At 48.3% G+C, this 17,904-nt stretch carries 17 protein-coding genes; 9 read left to right on the top strand and 8 right to left on the bottom strand.

Features of this window, described 5'->3' with window-relative positions:
• The first annotated feature begins 2 nt into the window (after positions 1-2).
• Genes ACT6NU_RS08040 through argH form a run of 5 tightly spaced genes read left to right on the top strand, consistent with a single transcriptional unit; the run spans position 3 to position 5,241 of the window.
• Positions 3-1,130 carry an aspartate aminotransferase family protein gene (locus tag ACT6NU_RS08040; RefSeq protein WP_445381159.1) on the top strand — a complete coding sequence of 376 codons (1,128 nt, stop codon included), beginning with the start codon at positions 3-5 and terminating at the stop codon, positions 1,128-1,130.
• Positions 1,127-2,071, top strand: coding sequence for an acetylornithine carbamoyltransferase (locus tag ACT6NU_RS08035; RefSeq protein ID WP_445381158.1), 945 nt, complete (start codon positions 1,127-1,129; stop codon positions 2,069-2,071). The genes ACT6NU_RS08040 and ACT6NU_RS08035 overlap by 4 nt, the downstream gene beginning before the upstream one ends.
• Positions 2,068-2,847, top strand: a complete 780-nt coding sequence (gene argB / locus ACT6NU_RS08030) for an acetylglutamate kinase (RefSeq protein WP_445381157.1) — start codon at positions 2,068-2,070, stop codon at positions 2,845-2,847. The genes ACT6NU_RS08035 and argB overlap by 4 nt, the downstream gene beginning before the upstream one ends.
• Positions 2,844-3,923 carry a M20 family metallo-hydrolase gene (locus ACT6NU_RS08025; RefSeq protein WP_445381156.1) on the top strand — a complete coding sequence of 360 codons (1,080 nt, stop codon included), beginning with the start codon at positions 2,844-2,846 and terminating at the stop codon, positions 3,921-3,923. Before argB ends, ACT6NU_RS08025 begins: the two co-directional genes overlap by 4 nt.
• Positions 3,924-3,954: 31 nt before the next feature.
• On the top strand, positions 3,955-5,241 hold the full coding sequence (gene argH / locus ACT6NU_RS08020) for an argininosuccinate lyase (RefSeq protein ID WP_445381155.1): 1,287 nt from the start codon (positions 3,955-3,957) through the stop codon (positions 5,239-5,241).
• A gap of 7 nt (positions 5,242-5,248) precedes the next feature.
• Here the strand turns inward: argH and ACT6NU_RS08015 are convergent, their stop codons facing one another.
• The 5 genes from ACT6NU_RS08015 to ACT6NU_RS07995 all read right to left on the bottom strand — a co-directional run bounded on the left by ACT6NU_RS08015 (position 5,249) and on the right by ACT6NU_RS07995 (position 10,205).
• Positions 5,249-6,130, bottom strand: a complete 882-nt coding sequence (locus tag ACT6NU_RS08015; RefSeq protein WP_445381154.1) for a pseudouridine synthase — start codon at positions 6,128-6,130, stop codon at positions 5,249-5,251.
• Between the two features lie 29 nt (positions 6,131-6,159).
• A complete protein-coding gene (locus ACT6NU_RS08010; RefSeq protein ID WP_445381153.1) occupies positions 6,160-7,119 on the bottom strand; it encodes a carbon-nitrogen hydrolase family protein in 960 nt (319 codons plus the stop codon).
• Complete coding sequence (locus ACT6NU_RS08005) at positions 7,116-8,021, bottom strand: geranylgeranylglycerol-phosphate geranylgeranyltransferase (protein WP_445381152.1); 906 nt, start codon at positions 8,019-8,021, stop codon at positions 7,116-7,118. Before ACT6NU_RS08005 ends, ACT6NU_RS08010 begins: the two co-directional genes overlap by 4 nt.
• A gap of 11 nt (positions 8,022-8,032) precedes the next feature.
• On the bottom strand, positions 8,033-8,971 hold the full coding sequence (locus tag ACT6NU_RS08000; protein WP_445381151.1) for a mevalonate kinase family protein: 939 nt from the start codon (positions 8,969-8,971) through the stop codon (positions 8,033-8,035).
• Between the two features lie 151 nt (positions 8,972-9,122).
• Positions 9,123-10,205, bottom strand: a complete 1,083-nt coding sequence (locus tag ACT6NU_RS07995) for a diphosphomevalonate/mevalonate 3,5-bisphosphate decarboxylase family protein (protein WP_445381150.1) — start codon at positions 10,203-10,205, stop codon at positions 9,123-9,125.
• Between the two features lie 73 nt (positions 10,206-10,278).
• Between ACT6NU_RS07995 and ACT6NU_RS07990 the strand changes: the two genes are divergently transcribed.
• The 3 genes from ACT6NU_RS07990 to ACT6NU_RS07980 all read left to right on the top strand — a co-directional run bounded on the left by ACT6NU_RS07990 (position 10,279) and on the right by ACT6NU_RS07980 (position 13,411).
• A complete protein-coding gene (locus tag ACT6NU_RS07990) occupies positions 10,279-10,761 on the top strand; it encodes a TspO/MBR family protein (RefSeq protein ID WP_445381149.1) in 483 nt (160 codons plus the stop codon).
• A 399-nt stretch (positions 10,762-11,160) separates the two neighbouring features.
• Positions 11,161-12,660 (top strand): glycerol kinase GlpK, encoded by a 1,500-nt coding sequence (gene glpK / locus ACT6NU_RS07985; RefSeq protein ID WP_445381148.1) that lies wholly within the window; start codon positions 11,161-11,163, stop codon positions 12,658-12,660.
• A gap of 19 nt (positions 12,661-12,679) precedes the next feature.
• On the top strand, positions 12,680-13,411 hold the full coding sequence (locus ACT6NU_RS07980; RefSeq protein WP_445381147.1) for an MIP/aquaporin family protein: 732 nt from the start codon (positions 12,680-12,682) through the stop codon (positions 13,409-13,411).
• Here the strand turns inward: ACT6NU_RS07980 and ACT6NU_RS07975 are convergent.
• Positions 13,408-14,694 (bottom strand): NAD(P)/FAD-dependent oxidoreductase, encoded by a 1,287-nt coding sequence (locus tag ACT6NU_RS07975; RefSeq protein ID WP_445381146.1) that lies wholly within the window; start codon positions 14,692-14,694, stop codon positions 13,408-13,410. The two genes, ACT6NU_RS07980 and ACT6NU_RS07975, sit on opposite strands and share 4 nt — an antisense overlap.
• Positions 14,694-15,440: a glycerophosphodiester phosphodiesterase gene (locus ACT6NU_RS07970; protein ID WP_445381145.1), complete on the bottom strand. Its 747-nt coding sequence runs from the start codon at positions 15,438-15,440 to the stop codon at positions 14,694-14,696. The genes ACT6NU_RS07975 and ACT6NU_RS07970 overlap by 1 nt, the downstream gene beginning before the upstream one ends.
• Positions 15,441-15,582: 142 nt before the next feature.
• Here ACT6NU_RS07970 and ACT6NU_RS07965 point away from each other — a divergent pair, with 142 nt between their 5' ends.
• A complete protein-coding gene (locus ACT6NU_RS07965; protein ID WP_445381144.1) occupies positions 15,583-16,014 on the top strand; it encodes a hypothetical protein in 432 nt (143 codons plus the stop codon).
• A 50-nt stretch (positions 16,015-16,064) separates the two neighbouring features.
• On the opposite strand, the gene ACT6NU_RS07960 is transcribed toward ACT6NU_RS07965, so the two are convergent.
• The gene (locus ACT6NU_RS07960; protein WP_445383844.1) at positions 16,065-17,900 is read right to left on the bottom strand and encodes an alpha-amylase family protein; all 1,836 of its coding nucleotides are present in this window, start codon (positions 17,898-17,900) and stop codon (positions 16,065-16,067) included.
• Positions 17,901-17,904: the final 4 nt, after the last annotated feature.

Below are 17,904 nucleotides of genomic sequence, written 5' to 3'. Positions count from 1 at the left end.
CCATGGAACTATTTGAGGTATACCCGCTATACGATATTTGCCCGCAAAGCGCCAGGGGGTGTTGGGTTACTGCCGATGATGGTAAGGAGTACCTGGACCTTTACGGGGGGCATGCCGTTATTTCAATCGGGCATTCCCACCCGCATTTCGTGACTAAGCTGCAGGAGCAACTGGCTAAAATGGCCTTTTACAGCAATTCCGTTAAAAACCCGCTGCAGCAGGAACTGGCTTCTAAATTAGGAGCCCTTTCAGGATGCGAGGACTACCAGCTCTTCCTCTGTAATTCGGGAGCTGAGGCGAATGAAAATGCTCTGAAACTGGCCTCCTTCCATACCGGGAAGTCGAAGGTGATCGCATTTAAAAACAGCTTTCACGGGCGAACCTCTGCGGCTGTAGCAGCCACAGATAACCCAGCCATTATTGCCCCGCTCAACGCCCAGCACCAGGTCGAACTTTTACCATTAAACGACATAAGACCTCTGGAGGAAGCCCTGCAAAAAGAAGATGTATGTGCGGTTATCCTGGAAGGGATACAGGGGGTAGGTGGCCTGGATATGGCCACCCCTGAATTTTATAAAGCCGCTGATAAACTTTGCAGGAAGCACGGAGCCGTATTAATTGCGGATGAAGTACAGGCAGGGTTTGGAAGGAGTGGAAGATTTTTTTCATTTCAACACTCCACTGCTATTCCGGGGATCATCAGTATGGCAAAGGGCATGGGAAATGGCTTTCCTGTAGGCGGAATCCTTATCCATAAGGAGATCAGGGCCTCCCATGGCCTGTTGGGAACAACCTTTGGCGGAAATCACCTCGCCTGCGTAGCTTCAATAGCCGTATTGGATACAATCAAAAATGAAAACCTGATCTCTCACGCTGCTCAGATGGAGGCCTTTTTCAGGAAAAAGGCGGCCAAATTTGATGCCGTAAAAGAAGTAAAAGGCAGCGGGCTGATGCTGGGCCTGCGATTCGATTTTGAGGTTGCTGACCTCAGAAAAAGGCTGATCTTTAATCAGCGGATATTTACGGGCAGCGCCAAAGACAAACAGGTACTGCGTATCCTTCCCCCTTTAAACATAAGTGAAAAGGAATTCGAATTGTTCTTCAGGGCGCTTAAAATAGAATTGGAATGAATCATTTTAGAAGTATGGAAGATATCCGGGATTTTGAGCATTGGCTGCAGCTCGGGGAAGAAATGAGCGGAAATCCGGGTTTGTTTCAAAACAAGGGGAGGGGTAAAACTATCTGCCTGTTGTTCTTTAACAACAGCCTGCGTACAAGGCTCAGCACTCAAAAGGCGGCAAAAGACCTCGGGATGGAAGTGATGACTATGAATTTCGGGGCAGAGGGCTGGATGCTGGAGTTTGAAGACGGTACCCGCATGGATGGCAATAAGGCCGAACATATCCGGGAGGCAGCGGCAGTTGTGGGTCTTTATGCAGATATAATTGGTATCCGCGCCTTTGCGGGCCTGAAGGACCGCGATAAGGACCTGGCGGAAGAAGTGCTTCAGGGTTTTGTGCGTTATTCCGGGGTTCCCATTCTGAATCTGGAAAGTGCCAACGGTCACCCCCTTCAGGCCCTGGCTGATTCGCTGACTATTCACGCGAACCGGACCAAACCCAAACCCAAAGTAGTGCTCTCCTGGTCTCCCCATCCGAGGGCTTTACCCCAGGCAGTTCCCAATTCCTTTGTAAATGCCATGCGAAAAATGGATGTTGAATTACACATTACCCACCCTAAAGGCTATGAATTGAACCCTGATATAGTTGGCGCCTATTCCCCTGTTTACGATCAGGAAGAAGCGTTGCAGGGGGCCGATTTTGTATATGTCAAAAACTGGAGCAGTTTTACTCAATATGGACAAGTATTGTCACAGGACGCAAATTGGATGATGACCGCTGAGAAACTGGGTGCGGCGCGCTTTATGCATTGCCTTCCGCTGAGACGAAATGTCGTGGTATCGGATGAGGTCCTGGGCGGCCCAAACAGCCTTGTACTTGAACAGGCTGCCAACAGGGTGGTTTCTGCCAAACTGGCCCTTTTGTATCTTCTCGAAGCCATGAACACATGAAAGAAAAAGTTACAATAGTCAAAATTGGAGGGGCTGTACTGGAGGATCCCGATCAGCTGGAAGCCTTCTGTATCGCTTTTTTACAATTGGCAGGCCCAAAAATAGTAGTACACGGAGGCGGGCAGAAGGCTTCTTCCCTCAGTCGGAGTCTGGGTTTTGAGCCCTTGATAGTTGAAGGCAGGAGGATTACGGATGCAAAAAGCCTGGAAGCAGCCGTAATGGCCTATGCCGGATGGGCAAACAAACACCTGGTCTCCAGGCTACAGGCCAAGGGATGCAATGCCCTGGGGGTAAGTGGTGCTGATGGAGACCTGATCCGTGCCTCCAAACGACCCGTTGGGTCCATAGATTATGGGTTTGTTGGGGATATTCGTTCTGTAAACACAAATAACCTGAAGGCCCTGTTGCAGGCTGGTTTTGTTCCCTGTTTCTGTGCACTCACCCATGACGGGGCCGGGCAGCTCCTCAATACCAATGCCGATACCATTGCCGCCGAACTGGCAATTGCCCTGAGTTCGGAATACCGAAGTGAGCTTTACTATTGTTTTGATAAAGCCGGGGTCCTTGCTGATATTGAAGACGAAAAAAGCCTGATACGCACCATTGACCGGAAAACCTATGAGGAACTCTCCCAAAGCCGGAAGATTGCCTCCGGGATGATCCCCAAGCTTCACAATTGTTTCCACGCACTGCAGAAAGGGGTGGAGAGGGTTTTTATTGGCTCTGAACAAATGCTCTCCTCTCCGGAATCACCTAAAACAGAAATTACGCTATGAGTCAGATTGAAAATCTTACAGAAAAGGCCATAAGCCTGTTGAAGCAACTTATTGAAACGCCTTCATTTTCCGGAAAAGAACAGCATACTGCAGATTGTATTGCCGCCTGGCTAGATGCTGCCGGGATTCCCTTTAAAAGAAGTAAGAACAATATTTACGTTTTTAATGCAGACTACGATCCGGAAAAGCCCAATCTGTTGCTGAATTCACACCACGATACAGTTCGCCCTAATGATGCCTATACACGAGACCCCTTTAAGGCAACGATTTCCGAGGGGAAATTATTCGGTCTGGGAAGTAATGATGCAGGAGGCTGCCTGGTTTCCCTGCTGGCCTGTTTCGCTTATTGGTATCCCAAAAAAGACCTTTCCCATAACCTGATTATGGTCGCTTCTGCCGAAGAGGAAAATTCAGGGCCAAACGGGCTGAACAGCATGCTTAAAATACTACCGGAGATCGATGTGGCTATTGTGGGGGAACCTACTTTACTGGAACTCGCCATTGCCGAGAAAGGCCTGGTTATCTTTGATGGTACCGTAAAGGGCACCCCATCCCATGCAGCCCATCCCAATCCCAACAATGCCATTTACAATTCTATCGAAGTCCTTAAATGGTTTCGGGATTATGAGTTTCCAAAGGTTTCTGAAGTATTGGGCCCTGTAAAAATGACGGTTACCCAGATAAGTGCAGGTACACAGCATAATGTGGTCCCTGCCAAGGTAGACCTTGTGGTAGATGTTCGGGTCAATGATTGTTATTCCAATAAGGAAATCGCTGAAATCCTCAAGCGGGAAGCTCCCTGTGAACTTAAGGTACGATCACTGAGGTTGAATTCTTCCTCCATAGACCGGGAGCACCCTTTGGTACAGGCAGGGATAGGCATGGGAAAGGGGACTTACGGCTCCCCCACCCTTTCGGATCAGGCTGCACTGAGCTGTCCTTCCCTGAAATTGGGGCCCGGAGACAGTACCCGTTCCCATTCTGCGGATGAATTTATTTATCTTGAAGAAATTCAACAGGGGGTCCGGCTATATATAGCAATGCTCGAAAAATTTTTACACCCGAAAGAAAACTAATAAACAAGCAGGAAAACAAAAGGATACAACTATGAAGTTATGGGACAAAGGAAGTAGTCCGGATTACAAAACAGACCTGTTTACGGTTGGCAATGACAGGGAACTGGATCTGGTTTTGGTCAAATACGACCTGTTGGCCTCAAGGGCGCACGCCAAAATGCTGGGCCATACCGGGCTGATCAGCAAGGAAGAAATGCTTGCCCTTGTGGCAGAGCTGGACCTTATGCTTCAGCAGGCTGCAGAAGGGAAATTTACCATAGAGGAATCTTTCGAGGACATGCATTCCAAAATTGAATACCTGCTGATTGAGAAACTCGGGGATACCGGGAAAAAAATACATACGGCCCGATCCAGGAATGACCAGGTACTGGTGGCACTGCAACTGTATATCAAGGCAGAACTGACTTCAATTTCGGATTTAGTATCTGATCTATTTGATAGTCTGTTGGACCTGGCAGGAACCCATAAAGACATTTTAATGCCCGGCTACACCCATTTGCAGGTGGCGATGCCCTCTTCCTTTGGGCTTTGGTTTTCGGCCTATGCAGAAAGCCTGATTGATGATATTTATTTCCTCAGGGCGGCGGTCAGGGTTGCCGATCAGAACCCGCTTGGGAGTGCGGCCGGCTATGGAAGTTCTTTCCCGATCAACAGGGAGTTTACCACCAGGGAACTGCATTTCAGCAGCATGAAATACAATGTGGTAGCAGCCCAGATGGGCCGGGGCAAAGTAGAACGGGCAGCCGCCACGGCACTTTCTGCAATTGCAGCAACCCTTGGAAAATTTGCGACGGATATTTGCCTTTACTTGAGTCAGAATTTCGGGTTTATTGCTTTTCCGGACAACCTTACTACCGGCAGCAGTATAATGCCGCACAAAAAGAACCCGGATATTTTTGAATTGATCCGTGCCAAATGCAACCTGATTCAGGCTGTCCCAACCCAGCTCAGCCAGCTCTCCGCCAATCTGCCCAGCGGGTACCACAGGGATTTCCAGCTAACCAAGGAGGTGTTGTTGCCTGCGGTTGAACAACTGAAGGCCTGCCTCGAGATGATGCACACCAGCCTGAAGCAAATTGAAGTTAAAAAGAACATACTGCAAGATGCCAAATACGATTACCTCTTCAGTGTAGATACGCTCAATGAAATGGTCCTGAATGGGGTGCCCTTCAGGGATGCCTATAAAAAAATGGGGGCGGCAATTGAGGCGGGTACTTTCAGGCCAGTAAGAGATGCCAAACACACGCATGAAGGAAGCATTGGAAATCTATGCCTCGAAGAAATACGCCTGAAAATGGATGCAGCCTTGTCCGACTAAGAGCGGGCTACTGAATCATCCCCAGGTTGATCACCTCCTGCTGGGTTAAATGCCTCCAGTGCCCTCTGGGAAGATCTTTCTTGGTCAAGCCTGCAAATACAACCCTGTCCAGTTTGACAACCTTGTAGCCCAGGTGTTCAAATATGCGCCTCACGATGCGGTTTCTGCCGCTGTGTATTTCCACGCCCACTTCACGTTTGGGGCTTCCGTCCACATAACTGACTTCATCTACCTCGATACGACCGTCCTCCAGTTCCAATCCCTCCTTAAGCAGCTGCATATCAGAAGATTTAAAGTTTTTATCCAATTCGACGTGATAGATCTTACGAACCCCGTGTTTGGGATGTGTCAATTTTTTGGCCAGATCCCCATCGTTGGTGAAGAGCAGCAAGCCCGTTGTATTCCGGTCTAATCGTCCTACTGGCAGCAATCTGGAGGCGCTGGCCTTGGAAACCAGTTCCATCACGGTGCGCCTTCCTTTTTCATCCCGGGTGGTGGTGATAAAATTCTTAGGTTTATTGAGCAGTACGTATTCTTTTTTCTCCCGTTTAAGCAATCGGCCGTCGAACCGAACTTCGTCATCCTTGCTGACTTTAAAGCCCATTTCCGTTACCGCCTTCCCGTTTACTGTTACATTCCCTGCGGCGATATAGGTGTCGGCCTCCCTACGGGAACAAACCCCGGAATTGGCAATATATTTATTCAGGCGGATCAGGCCATCGGAAGCCTGTATGTTTTTATCTGTGGAACGAATGGGCGCATTGCCCCTGGAATAGCTTTTCTTGCGGAAGGTGCCACCCTGTCTGCCGGATGCCCTGCGACCGTTGTCACCCCCTGTGGATTGTCTCCCAGAGGATTTCCTTCCCTTGTTCCCTTCCGATCTGCCCATAAAAACTTTTTGACAAAGGTATGAAATTGCTACTCCTTCTCAGGGTTGATCTCAAGAATAGATTGACGGGAGGTGTTTACCATCAAACGGGTAACATCCGGCCTGCTGTAATGACCTGAAGGGTCAAAATTCTGGCGTTCTTCAAAGATGCGTTCCAGGGAGAGGCTGGCCGTAAAAATACCCTCCTCCATTTGGGGTTCCAGTACCCACTCTCCATCAGGGCCGGCAATACAGGAACCGCCATTGGAGAGGACTGCCGGGGCCTTCCCTAAAATTTCCTGTACAAAAGGTGTTTCTTTGGGAAAATCTTCCTTTCGCATCAGCGCCGATGCGGAAATTACATAGGAGCGGGACTCCCTTGCGATAAAACGTGTGATGTCTCGGGTGTTGTAATCGCTGCCGGGCCAAACGGCGATGTGTACGTTCTCCCCCTGCCCGTACAAAGCAGTGCGTGCCAGTGGCATCCAGTTTTCCCAGCAATTCAGGCCTCCGACCCCAAATGATTTTAGCGGATGAACCTTCAGCCCGTTTCCATCCCCCGGGGACCAGGTAAGGCGCTCATCATACGTAGGCTGTAATTTACGGTGCACGGAACAAACAACTCCTGCAGTATTGATATAGACAAGGGAACAGTAAAGGCTGTGAGAACCGCGGTCAACAGGGCGTTCAACGATTCCCAGATAAACCGCCATCCGATACCTGGCTGCCATTTCGCATATACGTTTGAGATCTCCAGCTTCAGGGCTTAAAGCGTTGGCCAAATAGTGGGCATGCAAAGCCTTGTTGATTTTGGTATTCCATGCCGCGCCATCCGTATAGGCAAGCCAGTATGGGTACCCGGGCCAGAAGGCTTCCCCGAAGACCAGTAGCTCCACCTGCCGGGTGGAAGCCTCTTCCATGGCCTGCAGAACGCGTTTTTGGGTTGCTGATTTGTTCAGCCACACCGGTGACAACTGTGCAATCCCTACTTTCAGCTCTTCGTTTTTCATAAGATTCGGTTTAAAACCAGGTCTACGTCAATGAGCAGGATACCAAAAACCCCGGAAACAATTATAAACTTAATAATGTTGTGCAACCAGACATAGTGTTCCTTGGTGCTGGATCGCCAGAGCAAAAACAGGAAGAGCAAAAGCAAAAGGCTGCAGGCTATAAAATACAGGTACATATAGCCCACATCAAAATACCGGATCAGTAAAAAGGCAGGGATAAGGGCTAACAGGATCAGTGCGCTTATACACCATTTTGTAAACCGGTTTCCATATCGCACCGGCAGGGTACGGTAATTCTGCGCCAAATCTCCTGCAATATTTTCCATATCCTTTACCATTTCCCGGCTTAAAATCAGCAAAAAAAGAAAGAGGGCATGCACGAAGATTACGAGTTCGAAATTCCGGTAATAAACGAAAACAGCAAAAAAGGGCGCGATGGCAAGGGTTGCAGAAACAAAATTCCCAAGGAAAGCGATCTTTTTAAGCCGGTGGGAATACAACCAGATCCCAAAAACATAGGAAGCAAAAAATAAGGCAGCCTTAAAGGAAACATAACTGGCCAATAAAACCCCTATAAAATTGAGCACGAAATAAGCGTAGATTTTGGTCCGCTGCCGTACCAGGCGGTCCAGCATACTCTTTTGGGGTTTGTTGATCAGGTCCTTCTCTGAGTCGTAGAAACTGTTGATGATATAACCCCCGGCTATTACCAGGGCCGAAGACAGGACAATAACAAATAAGTTACTATCCAATATTACCTCCCTGAGCGGCAGGTTGGGAGACAGGATATAAATGGCAGCCAGATATTGTGCCAGTACAATAACAAGGATGTTGTATCCCCTTACAATGGAAATAAGACTGATGGTCTTAAGCAGGATAAGTCTGTTCCGCCGGTTGAGCATCCCGGGCGGCCCTAGAAGTTGTAAACTACTTCCAGGCGGTGCCCTTTAAGCGCTTTACGCGCCTTGCTGAGGTCTTCAGTAAAACCCAGTATATATCCGCCACCGCCCGAACCGCAAAGTTTCAGGTAATAGGCATTTGTCTCAATCCCCTGTTTCCAAAGATGATGGAACTCTTTGGGAATCATCGGCTTGAAATGATCCAGAACTACATGAGAAAGCTGCTTGATGTTTCCGAACAGGGATTTTACATTCCCGCTGATAAAATCTTCCACACATGCGTCCGTATACCGGATAAACTGATCTTTGAGAACCTGCCGAAACCCTTCCTGCTTCATCTTCTCCATGAATATCTGCACCATTGGCGCTGTTTCACCCACAATGCCGCTGTCTAGCAAAAACACGGCGCCCTTTCCCTCTGTATGCTGGGAAGGAATACTGGTAGATTCGATATTGTCCTGGGAATTAATCAGGATAGGCAGGCTCAGATAACTGTTCAATGGATCCAGTCCGGAAGACTTGCCATGGAAATAAGATTCCATCCGGCCGAATATCCCTTTTAATTTTAACAGCTTGTCGCGAGTGAGATTCTCCAGTATCGTAATTTTCCCGATAGCATAGCGGTCGTAAATAGCTGCCACCAGGGCACCGCTGCTTCCCACTCCATAACCCTGTGGAATAGAGCTGTCAAAATACATCCCCTCTGCCAGATCTGAACGCAATAACTCCAGGTCAAAAGCCACTTCAATGCTTTCGTCTTCCTGCACTGTTTCCAGGTGCTCGGCAAAACGCTTCAGATTCTCATTAGACTTTAGGGCTGCGCCACGGAGATTTTTGGATTTCTTCAATGCCCCCTTAAAAAAATTGTACGGGATGGACAGGCCTCTGGAATCTTTAATAATTCCATACTCACCAAAAAGCAAAATTTTTGAGTAAAACAGGGGTCCTTTCATAAACAGCAATTCTAAACGCTCACAAAAATATAAAACTTTCTTCTAAAGGTACTGTTAATATTGATAGGGTAGGTCATTTTCAATCAAATAGTTAGGAGGTGTCTATTCAACTTTTCAGGGACGATCCCCACTCACTTAATTTCCGCATTATCTATAATTTCCGGGACCCCTTTCCCACCCGGTCACTGATGTGCTGTCCGCCTTCGCAGAACGGCAACAAGGCTTCCCTGATAAAGGAATATACAGGCCCTGCAGCACTTTCGGGGTACAAAACGTGAACATTGGCTCCCGCATCCAGGGTAAAACACACCGGATGGCCGCTTTCCTTTCTGAAACTCCAAATCCGTTCGATGATTTCCAGGGTGCCGGGTTTCATCAGTAAAAAATAAGGCATGCTGCTCATCATCATGGCGTGAAGGCTCAGGGCTTCAGACTCGACTACCGACATAAAGGTTTCCAGGTCCCCGGATTTAAAGATGGGCAGAAGCTGATCCAGATGCCTGCCTGCCTGCAAAAAGCGCTGGCTGGCAAAGGGGTGCCCTTTCATAAGTCCGTGCCCCACCGAACTGCTAACTGTTTTGCGCCCTTTATCTACCAGAAGAATAGTATCGCAATAGGATTCGAAAATTGGGTGAACTTCAAGGGGGTAGCGAATTCCATATAAATCGGAGCTGTCGCTGAGAGATGGATGCGATCCCCATAAAACCAAAGGTCCGAGAATACTCCGGGAGGCAGAACCTGATCCCAGCCGGGCAATAAAAGAAGCCTTGGTATGGAAATAATCCCCATCAGTTTCCGGGTAAATTTCCTGTTCCAAATCCATCAGGCAGAGGGCCAGGGCGGCCATGCCACTTGCCGAGGAGGCAATTCCGCTGCTGTGCGGGAATGTATTGGCAGTACTGATCTCAAAGCGGTACTCTTGTAAAAAAGGCATATAAGCCAATATCCGATTGAAAAAAGCGCTGATCTTCGGTTTAAAATCCGGGGCCGCAAGTCCATCGAGCAATATCTCAAAATCAGGGGTTTTCCAGGGCTCAGAACGTTTCTGGCAGGTCAGTTCTGTACGGGTGGCAGAAGCACTCAGCGTAAAGCTCACCGAAGGGTTTGTTGGAAGCTGTTCTCCTTTTTTTCCCCAGTACTTGACCAGGGCAATATTACTGGGAGCTTCCCATATAAAACGCCCTTTTTCCGGTAAATCTTCCGTTTTTTTGGCCTTAAATTCGGCTGCAGTCATATTGAGCAATTTTGGCAAAGATAAGCCTTCGGCATTTTACACCCAGATTCCAAAAAATTGCTAATTTAGGGAGATGCAGCTTCGCAAAAAAAATATGGTCCGCATAGGAATTGCCGTAATGGTGTGTCTTTTAATTGGATTCCTTTCGGGTTTTGCCACCCAAAGTTCGGTAGGCACCTGGTATGCCGGCCTGAATAAACCCACTTTTAACCCGCCAAACTGGATCTTCGGACCCGTCTGGACGGTCCTCTATATCCTGATGGGGATAGCCGCGGGCCTGGTCTGGTCCAGGGGATTTCATCACAGATGGGTCAAAACCGCCCTTTATTATTTTGGCTTTCAGCTGTTGTTTAACGCTGCATGGAGCATCGTTTTCTTTGGAATGCAGGATCCGGTTTGGGCATTGGTTATCCTCCTGGCCCTGATTGTGCTGATCGGATTTACAATCAAGTGGTTTCGAATCGTAAATCGCCTGTCGGCCTATCTGATGCTCCCCTATTTACTCTGGGTAATTTTTGCCGGGATTCTCAACTATAAAATCATAGAATTGAATTAACCGCTTCGGTCTGAGGCCAGTTCAGCCAGTTTCAAAAGGGTCCGGTAGTTCAGGGTACCGCCCTTTACTCCGGCCCGACCTTACAGGTATTTATTTTTCAGTTTTGCATTTCCATACCCTTTGTGACACTTGCTAAAAAAACAATTTACTCCCGGCGCCCACTCTTCGCTGACCATGTTTGTGGCTATTAATTTTCGGACAGCTCGCCCCCCTCGGGGGTTTTCATTTTCACCGGGTTTTTCCTTTTGCATTTATCCCTCTTAAGTGGCCAATAAATACTTTTAGTTGCCGCGTTTTAAGGGTTAGCATCCAGTCTCGGGCAGTGAATTATGTATATAGGGATAAATCTGTTATTTTTAGGCACGCCCCCATAAAAGGAGCTAAAAAGTCAAAATTTTTATGGACACCTATATTTTATCTCTGGACCAGGGTACTACAAGCTGCCGGGCTTTATTATTTGACAGAACCGGCAAAATAGTTTCCACCGCACAAAAAGAATTCAGGCAACACTTTCCGAAAGCGGGCTGGGTTGAGCACGACGCAGAGGAAATATGGGCCGTTCAGTCCGGAATGGCAGCTGAAGCCCTGGCTAAAAAAGGGATTAAACCCAAACAAATTAAAGCCATTGGTATTACCAACCAACGGGAAACGATCGTGGTCTGGGATAAAAACAGCGGCGAACCCGTTTACAATGCCATTGTCTGGCAGGACAAACGAACTGCCGAATATTGCGAAATCCTTAAAAAAGAAGGACGGCAGGAATGGATTCGCAATAAATGCGGGCTGGTAATAGACTCTTATTTTTCAGGTTCAAAAGTGAAATGGATCCTGGATAATGTTGAAGGGGCCAGGGAGAAGGCAGTAGCCGGGGATTTGCTTGTGGGAACCATAGATTCCTGGCTGATTTGGAAAATGACGGGCGGGAATCTCCATATAACCGATGTTACCAATGCCAGCAGGACCATGCTGTTCAATATCAATGAGATGACCTGGGACCCTGAGCTGCTCGAACTGTTCGGTATTCCGGAATCCATGTTGCCGGAAGTCCGTGAATCCAGTGAGGTATACGGAACTACCGACGAGGGCTTTCTGAAAGAGGGCATCCCTATTGCGGGAATAGCAGGAGACCAGCAGGCAGCCTTATTCGGACAGATGTGTATAGAGGAGGGCATGGTAAAAAACACCTATGGGACGGGATGTTTTATGCTGATGAATATCGGACACTCCCCCATTGTTTCCCAGAACAACCTCCTTACTTCCGTTGGCTGGAAAATAAACGGTAAAACTACTTACATCCTGGAGGGTAGCATTTTCATAGCAGGAGCCGTGGTACAGTGGTTGCGCGACAGCCTGAAAATTATTAAGCGATCAAAGGATGTGGAGCCACTGGCTGAAAGCGTAAATGATACAGATGGTGTCTATTTTGTACCGGCATTTGCCGGACTGGGGGCACCCCATTGGAACCAACAGGCAAGGGGGTGCATGTTCGGGCTTACCCGTGGCACCACCAACGCACATATTGCCCGGGCTGCACTGGAATCTATTGCCTACCAGACCATGGATATTCTCAAAGCCATGGAAGCGGATTCCGGAATACCCATCCGGGAACTGCGGGTGGATGGCGGGGCTACAGTGAACAAGCTGATGATGCAGTTCCAGGCCGATGTTCTGAATACGGAGACGATCCGACCTAAAATCATAGAAACAACGGTAATGGGGGCGGCCTTTCTTGCCGGCCTGGCAGTCGGTTACTGGGAATCACTGGAAGAAATAAAAGAAATCTGGCAGACCGACACCCGCTTTACCCCCACAACTGAACGATCCGATATCGAAAACAGGATTAAAGGCTGGTACCGGGCAATCAGGGCCCTGGAAACCTGGTCTGCTGATGAAAATTAAATAAATCTAAATTCACGATATGAGTGCATTCACTGCCGAAATTATAGGTACTTTTTTATTGATGTTGCTCGGTTGCGGCGTCAATGCCAATGTGGTACTGGAGGGTACCAAAGGACAAAATAGCGGGTGGATAGTAATTACAACGGGCTGGGCATTTGCCGTTTATGTAGGGGTAGTGGTGGCCACCCCTTACAGCGGCGCACATATTAATCCTGCGGTTAGTATAGGCCTGGCAGCGGCAGGCAGTTTTCCATGGGAGCAGGTACCTGCTTACATACTCGCTCAATTTATCGGAGCCATGCTGGCTGCCTTATGCGTTTGGGCGATCTACAAGGATCACTTCGACAGGACAAAGGCAGAGGGCATGCAACTGGCCGTTTTCAGTACTTCGCCGGCAATACGCAACCCTTTTTTAAATATCCTTGGAGAACTTGCAGGTACTTTTGTACTGGTCTTTACCGTCCTCTATTTTACGGATGCCAGCATCCTGGATACCGCCTCGGTCATTGGCCTCGGTTCTCTGGGGGCACTTCCCGTTGCGCTGTTGGTATGGGGGATCGGCCTTTCGCTGGGGGGCACAACGGGATACGCAATAAATCCTGCGCGAGACCTCGGACCGCGAATAATCCATGCGATTGTTCCTTTAAAACACAAGGGAACCAGCAATTGGGGATATAGCTGGGTCCCTGTTCTGGGGCCTGTCCTGGGGGCACTGACTGCTTCGGGTCTGTTCCTCCTCCTCTCGGCTTAGTCAGATTGGAGGGATTCAACGATGCCCTGAGCCGCCAGGTAAGCACCGGTCCAGGCATTCTGAAAATTGAATCCTCCGGTAACCGCATCGATATCCAGAACTTCCCCTGCAAGAAAAAGGCCGGGATGTATCTTGCTTTCAAACCTCTTAAAGTTGAGCTGTTTCAGGGAAACCCCTCCGGCCGTAACAAACTCTTCCTTAAAGGTACTCTTTCCGTGTATCCTGAATTCTCCGGCGGTAAGCTCCTTGCAAAGAAGTTGCAGTGTATCGCGGCTCACCTCCGCCCATCGGGTCTCAGGGGTGATCCCGGATGCTTCAACCAAACGTCTCCACAACCTTCCGGGAAGGGAAACTGCCCGGCTCTTTCCCACCCTCTGGGCGGCATCTGCCTGTTTTACCCCTTCAAAATAGGACCTTATCCCATCTGCATGGTACTGCGGAACCCAGTTAATGCGTAGCACAAAACGATAGTGCGTTTTTTCCAAAAACCTTGCAGCCATAGCAGAAAGCTTCAATACGGCAGGTCCGCTCAAACCCCAGTGAGTAATCAGTAAAGGTCCTTCACTCTGGAGTTGCTTGGCTTTTTTTGCCCGCCGATAGTAAATGCCCATCTCATTCTGGCCTTCAGGGATATCCGGTATTATTTCCAGTTTTGCCTCACAACTCAGGCCCTGCAAGCCTTGCAGGCGACTATCAGCAACATTGAAGGTGAAAAGGGAGGGTACAGGGGGAACGATGGTATGCCCCAGTCCCGATAGCATGTCCCATACTTTTTTACTGCTGCCGCTGGCAACCAGTATTCGCCTGGCTTTCATAGAGCCGGAAGTAGTCTGTAATTCCCAGTGGTCAGATTCAGGGCCGGGAGGGTTTAATGCAACCAGCTTGCTTTGGGTGTGTACTTCTATACCCAGGCGAGAAGTTTCGCTGAGCAAGTTGTCAATAATGGTTTGTGAATTATCGGTAACCGGAAATACCCGGCCATCGGCTTCCGTTTTCAGGGCTACTCCCAGGGATTCAAAAAAGGCCATCACATCGGAACTTCCATGGCTGTAAAAAGGCCCTATCAATTCACGGGACCCCCTTGGATAGTTCCGGGCAAATACTTCAGGGGCAGCAGGGGAATGCGTCACATTACAACGCCCACCTCCGGAAACCTTTACTTTACCCAAAACCTGTTTCCCCTGTTCCAGGATACCGATACGCAATGCCGGAGCCTTCCTGGCCGTGTGTAGCGCACCGTAAAAACCCGCAGCTCCTCCTCCAATTACCAGCAGATCATACATTATTGCATCCGATCTGGAAAATCAGTGAAAACACCATCTACCCCCATCTGTTCCAATTTGCGAAATACTTCAGCCTCATTTACAGTCCAGGCGTATACCTTAAACCCTGCTTCATGAATTTTTTTTACTTTCTCTGCAGTTAACTGAGAGAAATGCGGATTGATCGCCTCTGCGTTTAATTCCCCGGCAACTTCAAGGGCTTCCAGAGGATCTCCTTCCGTAAGTACAGCAATTCGCGCTTTGGGATCAATTTTTCGATACTCCCTGAGTTCATCCCATTTGAAGCTTGAAATCAGGAAATTCCTGCTATCCCAGCCTCTTTTGGTACTGTAATAATCGGTAATGAATTGTACCCTGTTAGTGGTACCGGCACCTTTGAGTTCTATGTTGAGCGCCACACGATTATCAATGGCTTTCAGTACGTCCTGTAATATCGGGATCTGGTGGCCGCCGTCCAGCAAGAGACTCTTTAATTCCAGCATATAATAATCCTCAATGAAGCCTTCACCGTTTGTTAATCGGTCTACCTTCTCATCGTGAAAAACCGCAATCTCCCCGCTTTTAATCTTGAAGACATCAATTTCTATCATATCCACACCCAGCTCCATTGCTTTTTCAATGGCGGCAACACTATTTTCTGTTTCGTATCCCATGGCCCCGCGATGGCCAATAATCAGCGGGGAATCAGAACCTGTTTTACACCCGATCATAAGAGCAATAACTAGTAGGCATCCAAAAATTCTCATTTTCTCTCATTTTGAAAGTTCTAAATTACAAAGTCCCTGGATTTTTGAATCCTGATAACCCCAATTAATTTTGATTCCCCCAACTTAAACTCAGAAATCTTTTGGTATATTTAATTCATTATTAACCAATTAACCGAGCAAAATGTTTAGTAAACAAAATTTATTGGCAACGGTGGCAGCCACCATTGCCATGTTTATCCTGGGGTACCTGATATGGGGGATGGCCCTGATGTCTTTTTTTGAAGAGCACAGTATTGTGGATGTTATGAAAAGTGATGAAGAGATGAGCCTGGCGATGGTTTTCCTGGGGAATCTTGCCACGGCATTTGCGCTTAGCACGCTTTACGGCAAATGGGCCCGCGGTCATCACAGTGCCGCACAGGGTTTTCAGTTTGGTGCCTGGGTCGGATTCCTTATCGGGGTCGGAATGGGCCTTATCTGGTTTGGGACTTCGAACTTTATGGATCTGACCGGACATATTGCAGAGGCCATTGTAGATATTTTGTACTATGGGGTAACCGGTGCAATAATTGCCCTGATTTATGCTGCCAGTGCACCCAAGGCAGCAGCCTGATCGGTAAAATATTACAACATTTTAACCGACCCTTTTCAGGGCCGGTTTTTTTATTTCAATTTGAGGATTACAGACTCTAAGGGGCTCAGATTGATTGGAATTGCTCCCGTTTCCCCGCTAATGTTCATTTGCAGCTCCCTGTCTCCATAAAGCATCTCTTCCAGCGGATGGTCCCCTGGCTGCAGATTCCATTCCGAAATAAGGGTTTCGGGGATTTTCAAGCTTATGTTGTAGGAGCGTTGCGCGTCAAAATTACTGACGATTATTAGCTTTTCATTTGCAGACCATCTTACAAAGGAATAAATCCTATGATCATAACCCGGGCTGTGGTCCTTGTTATAGTAATGAATGTCTGCGTAGGAACCCATCAACCCATCGCTTTGTATTACAAAAGAAAGCAACCTTTTGTAAAAATCCCTGAGCTCCTTTTCGGCTTCAGAAAGAGCGCCCCCATCAAATTTTTTCCCGTTTATCCAACGCTGGTGGTGAGGCACCCCTATATAATCAAAAATGGAGGTCCTGGAAGGTTTGCCGAAGCCGGCATCCTCCGCTCCGGGCTCCCCAACTTCCTGCCCAAAATACAGCATGGTGGGAGAGCTGCTCAGGGTAGCTGAAACCACCATGGCCGGTTTTCCTATCCTGGCATCCCCTGCAAATTCCGGACTGGCGATGCGCTGCTCATCGTGGTTTTCAAGGAAATGCAGCATGTGGTGTTCAATATCCAGCAACCCGTTTTGGACAACAGGGATATGATCGGTCCAGCCATGACCCTGCATAATGTGTTTCAAACTGTCATAAAGTTCCACCTTGTCGTAGAGGTAATCCATTTTTCCTTTGTGGATATAAGTGCGATAAAGGGCAGGGTTGTATACCTCAGCAATCAGAAAGGCCTGAGGATCCTTCATTTTAATACTCGAATTCAGGTAGCTCCAGAATTCCACAGGGACCATTTCGGCCATATCGTAGCGAAAGCCATCCACCCCAAAGTCAATCCAAAACAGGGCAATATCCCTGAATTTGATCCAGCTTGGCGGGAGTTGTTTATCCTTCCAGAATTCAAAATGTGCACGATAATCCATTTCCGCAAAGGAATCGGGAAGTGATTCAAAAGCGAATTCCCCTTCGGGACTCACCCCATAATTCACTTTAACCGTTTCGTACCAGTCATTCATATCCGGACGCGCCAGGCGCGACCCGTTTCCGGTCCACTTGGCAGGGCTCTCCAAAAATCGGCCATCCGCCTTTGGATGGGGCATTCCTCCTAAAGGCTCGTAACCATCCCGCCACTGAGGCATCTGGAAGTCCTGTCCGGGAATGTAATAAAAGTCGTTTGTGGGAAGGTATGAGACGGAGGTATCGTCTGCTGCACCAAAAGGCTGCTTTCCCTGCGGGGTGGATTTACCTTCGTAGCTACGCGCAACATGGTTCGGAACTATGTCTATGATTACCTTTAACCCGGCTGCGTGTGAACGTTCCACCAAGGCTCGGAACTCTTCAAGCCTGTTGGCAGGGTCCTTTGCCAGGTCCGGATTTACATTGTAATAGTCCTTTACAGCGTATGGTGACCCCGCCCTGCCCTTTACCACGTCCGGATCGTCACCGGGCAACCCGTAATCACTGTAATCGGTAACCATTGCATGGTGTGGCACCCCTGTATACCAGATATGTGTTACCCCCAGGTCCCTGATTTCTGTAAGCGCCTTTGGGGTAAAGTCCTCAAACTTACCAACTCCATTTTCCTCCAGGGTACCCCAGGGCTTGTTGGTTGTATTTGTATTCCCGAACAGGCGCGTAAAAACCTGATAAATTACAGCTTTATGCTTTTTTTCCATTTCAATCGTATTCTCGCTTGAGGAAATTTTTTCTTTTGGTTGCTGACATGCCATATCC

The sequence above is a fragment of the Robiginitalea rubriflava genome, from assembly GCF_052540725.1.
The sequence above is the reverse complement of the archived record's forward strand: the minus strand, read 5'-3'. Positions and strand labels throughout refer to the sequence as shown.

What these genes read in the sequence shown, in the direction of transcription:
- ACT6NU_RS08040 (WP_445381159.1), top strand. Translation starts at nt 3, where the DNA reads ATGGAACTATTTGAGGTATACCCGCTATACGATATTTGCCCGCAAAGC.
- ACT6NU_RS08035 (WP_445381158.1), top strand. Translation starts at nt 1,127, where the DNA reads ATGAATCATTTTAGAAGTATGGAAGATATCCGGGATTTTGAGCATTGG.
- argB (WP_445381157.1), top strand. Translation starts at nt 2,068, where the DNA reads ATGAAAGAAAAAGTTACAATAGTCAAAATTGGAGGGGCTGTACTGGAG.
- ACT6NU_RS08025 (WP_445381156.1), top strand. Translation starts at nt 2,844, where the DNA reads ATGAGTCAGATTGAAAATCTTACAGAAAAGGCCATAAGCCTGTTGAAG.
- argH (WP_445381155.1), top strand. Translation starts at nt 3,955, where the DNA reads ATGAAGTTATGGGACAAAGGAAGTAGTCCGGATTACAAAACAGACCTG.
- ACT6NU_RS08015 (WP_445381154.1), bottom strand. Translation starts at nt 6,130, where the DNA reads ATGGGCAGATCGGAAGGGAACAAGGGAAGGAAATCCTCTGGGAGACAA.
- ACT6NU_RS08010 (WP_445381153.1), bottom strand. Translation starts at nt 7,119, where the DNA reads ATGAAAAACGAAGAGCTGAAAGTAGGGATTGCACAGTTGTCACCGGTG.
- ACT6NU_RS08005 (WP_445381152.1), bottom strand. Translation starts at nt 8,021, where the DNA reads ATGCTCAACCGGCGGAACAGACTTATCCTGCTTAAGACCATCAGTCTT.
- ACT6NU_RS08000 (WP_445381151.1), bottom strand. Translation starts at nt 8,971, where the DNA reads ATGAAAGGACCCCTGTTTTACTCAAAAATTTTGCTTTTTGGTGAGTAT.
- ACT6NU_RS07995 (WP_445381150.1), bottom strand. Translation starts at nt 10,205, where the DNA reads ATGACTGCAGCCGAATTTAAGGCCAAAAAAACGGAAGATTTACCGGAA.
- ACT6NU_RS07990 (WP_445381149.1), top strand. Translation starts at nt 10,279, where the DNA reads ATGCAGCTTCGCAAAAAAAATATGGTCCGCATAGGAATTGCCGTAATG.
- glpK (WP_445381148.1), top strand. Translation starts at nt 11,161, where the DNA reads ATGGACACCTATATTTTATCTCTGGACCAGGGTACTACAAGCTGCCGG.
- ACT6NU_RS07980 (WP_445381147.1), top strand. Translation starts at nt 12,680, where the DNA reads ATGAGTGCATTCACTGCCGAAATTATAGGTACTTTTTTATTGATGTTG.
- ACT6NU_RS07975 (WP_445381146.1), bottom strand. Translation starts at nt 14,694, where the DNA reads ATGTATGATCTGCTGGTAATTGGAGGAGGAGCTGCGGGTTTTTACGGT.
- ACT6NU_RS07970 (WP_445381145.1), bottom strand. Translation starts at nt 15,440, where the DNA reads ATGAGAATTTTTGGATGCCTACTAGTTATTGCTCTTATGATCGGGTGT.
- ACT6NU_RS07965 (WP_445381144.1), top strand. Translation starts at nt 15,583, where the DNA reads ATGTTTAGTAAACAAAATTTATTGGCAACGGTGGCAGCCACCATTGCC.
- ACT6NU_RS07960 (WP_445383844.1), bottom strand. Translation starts at nt 17,900, where the DNA reads ATGGCATGTCAGCAACCAAAAGAAAAAATTTCCTCAAGCGAGAATACG.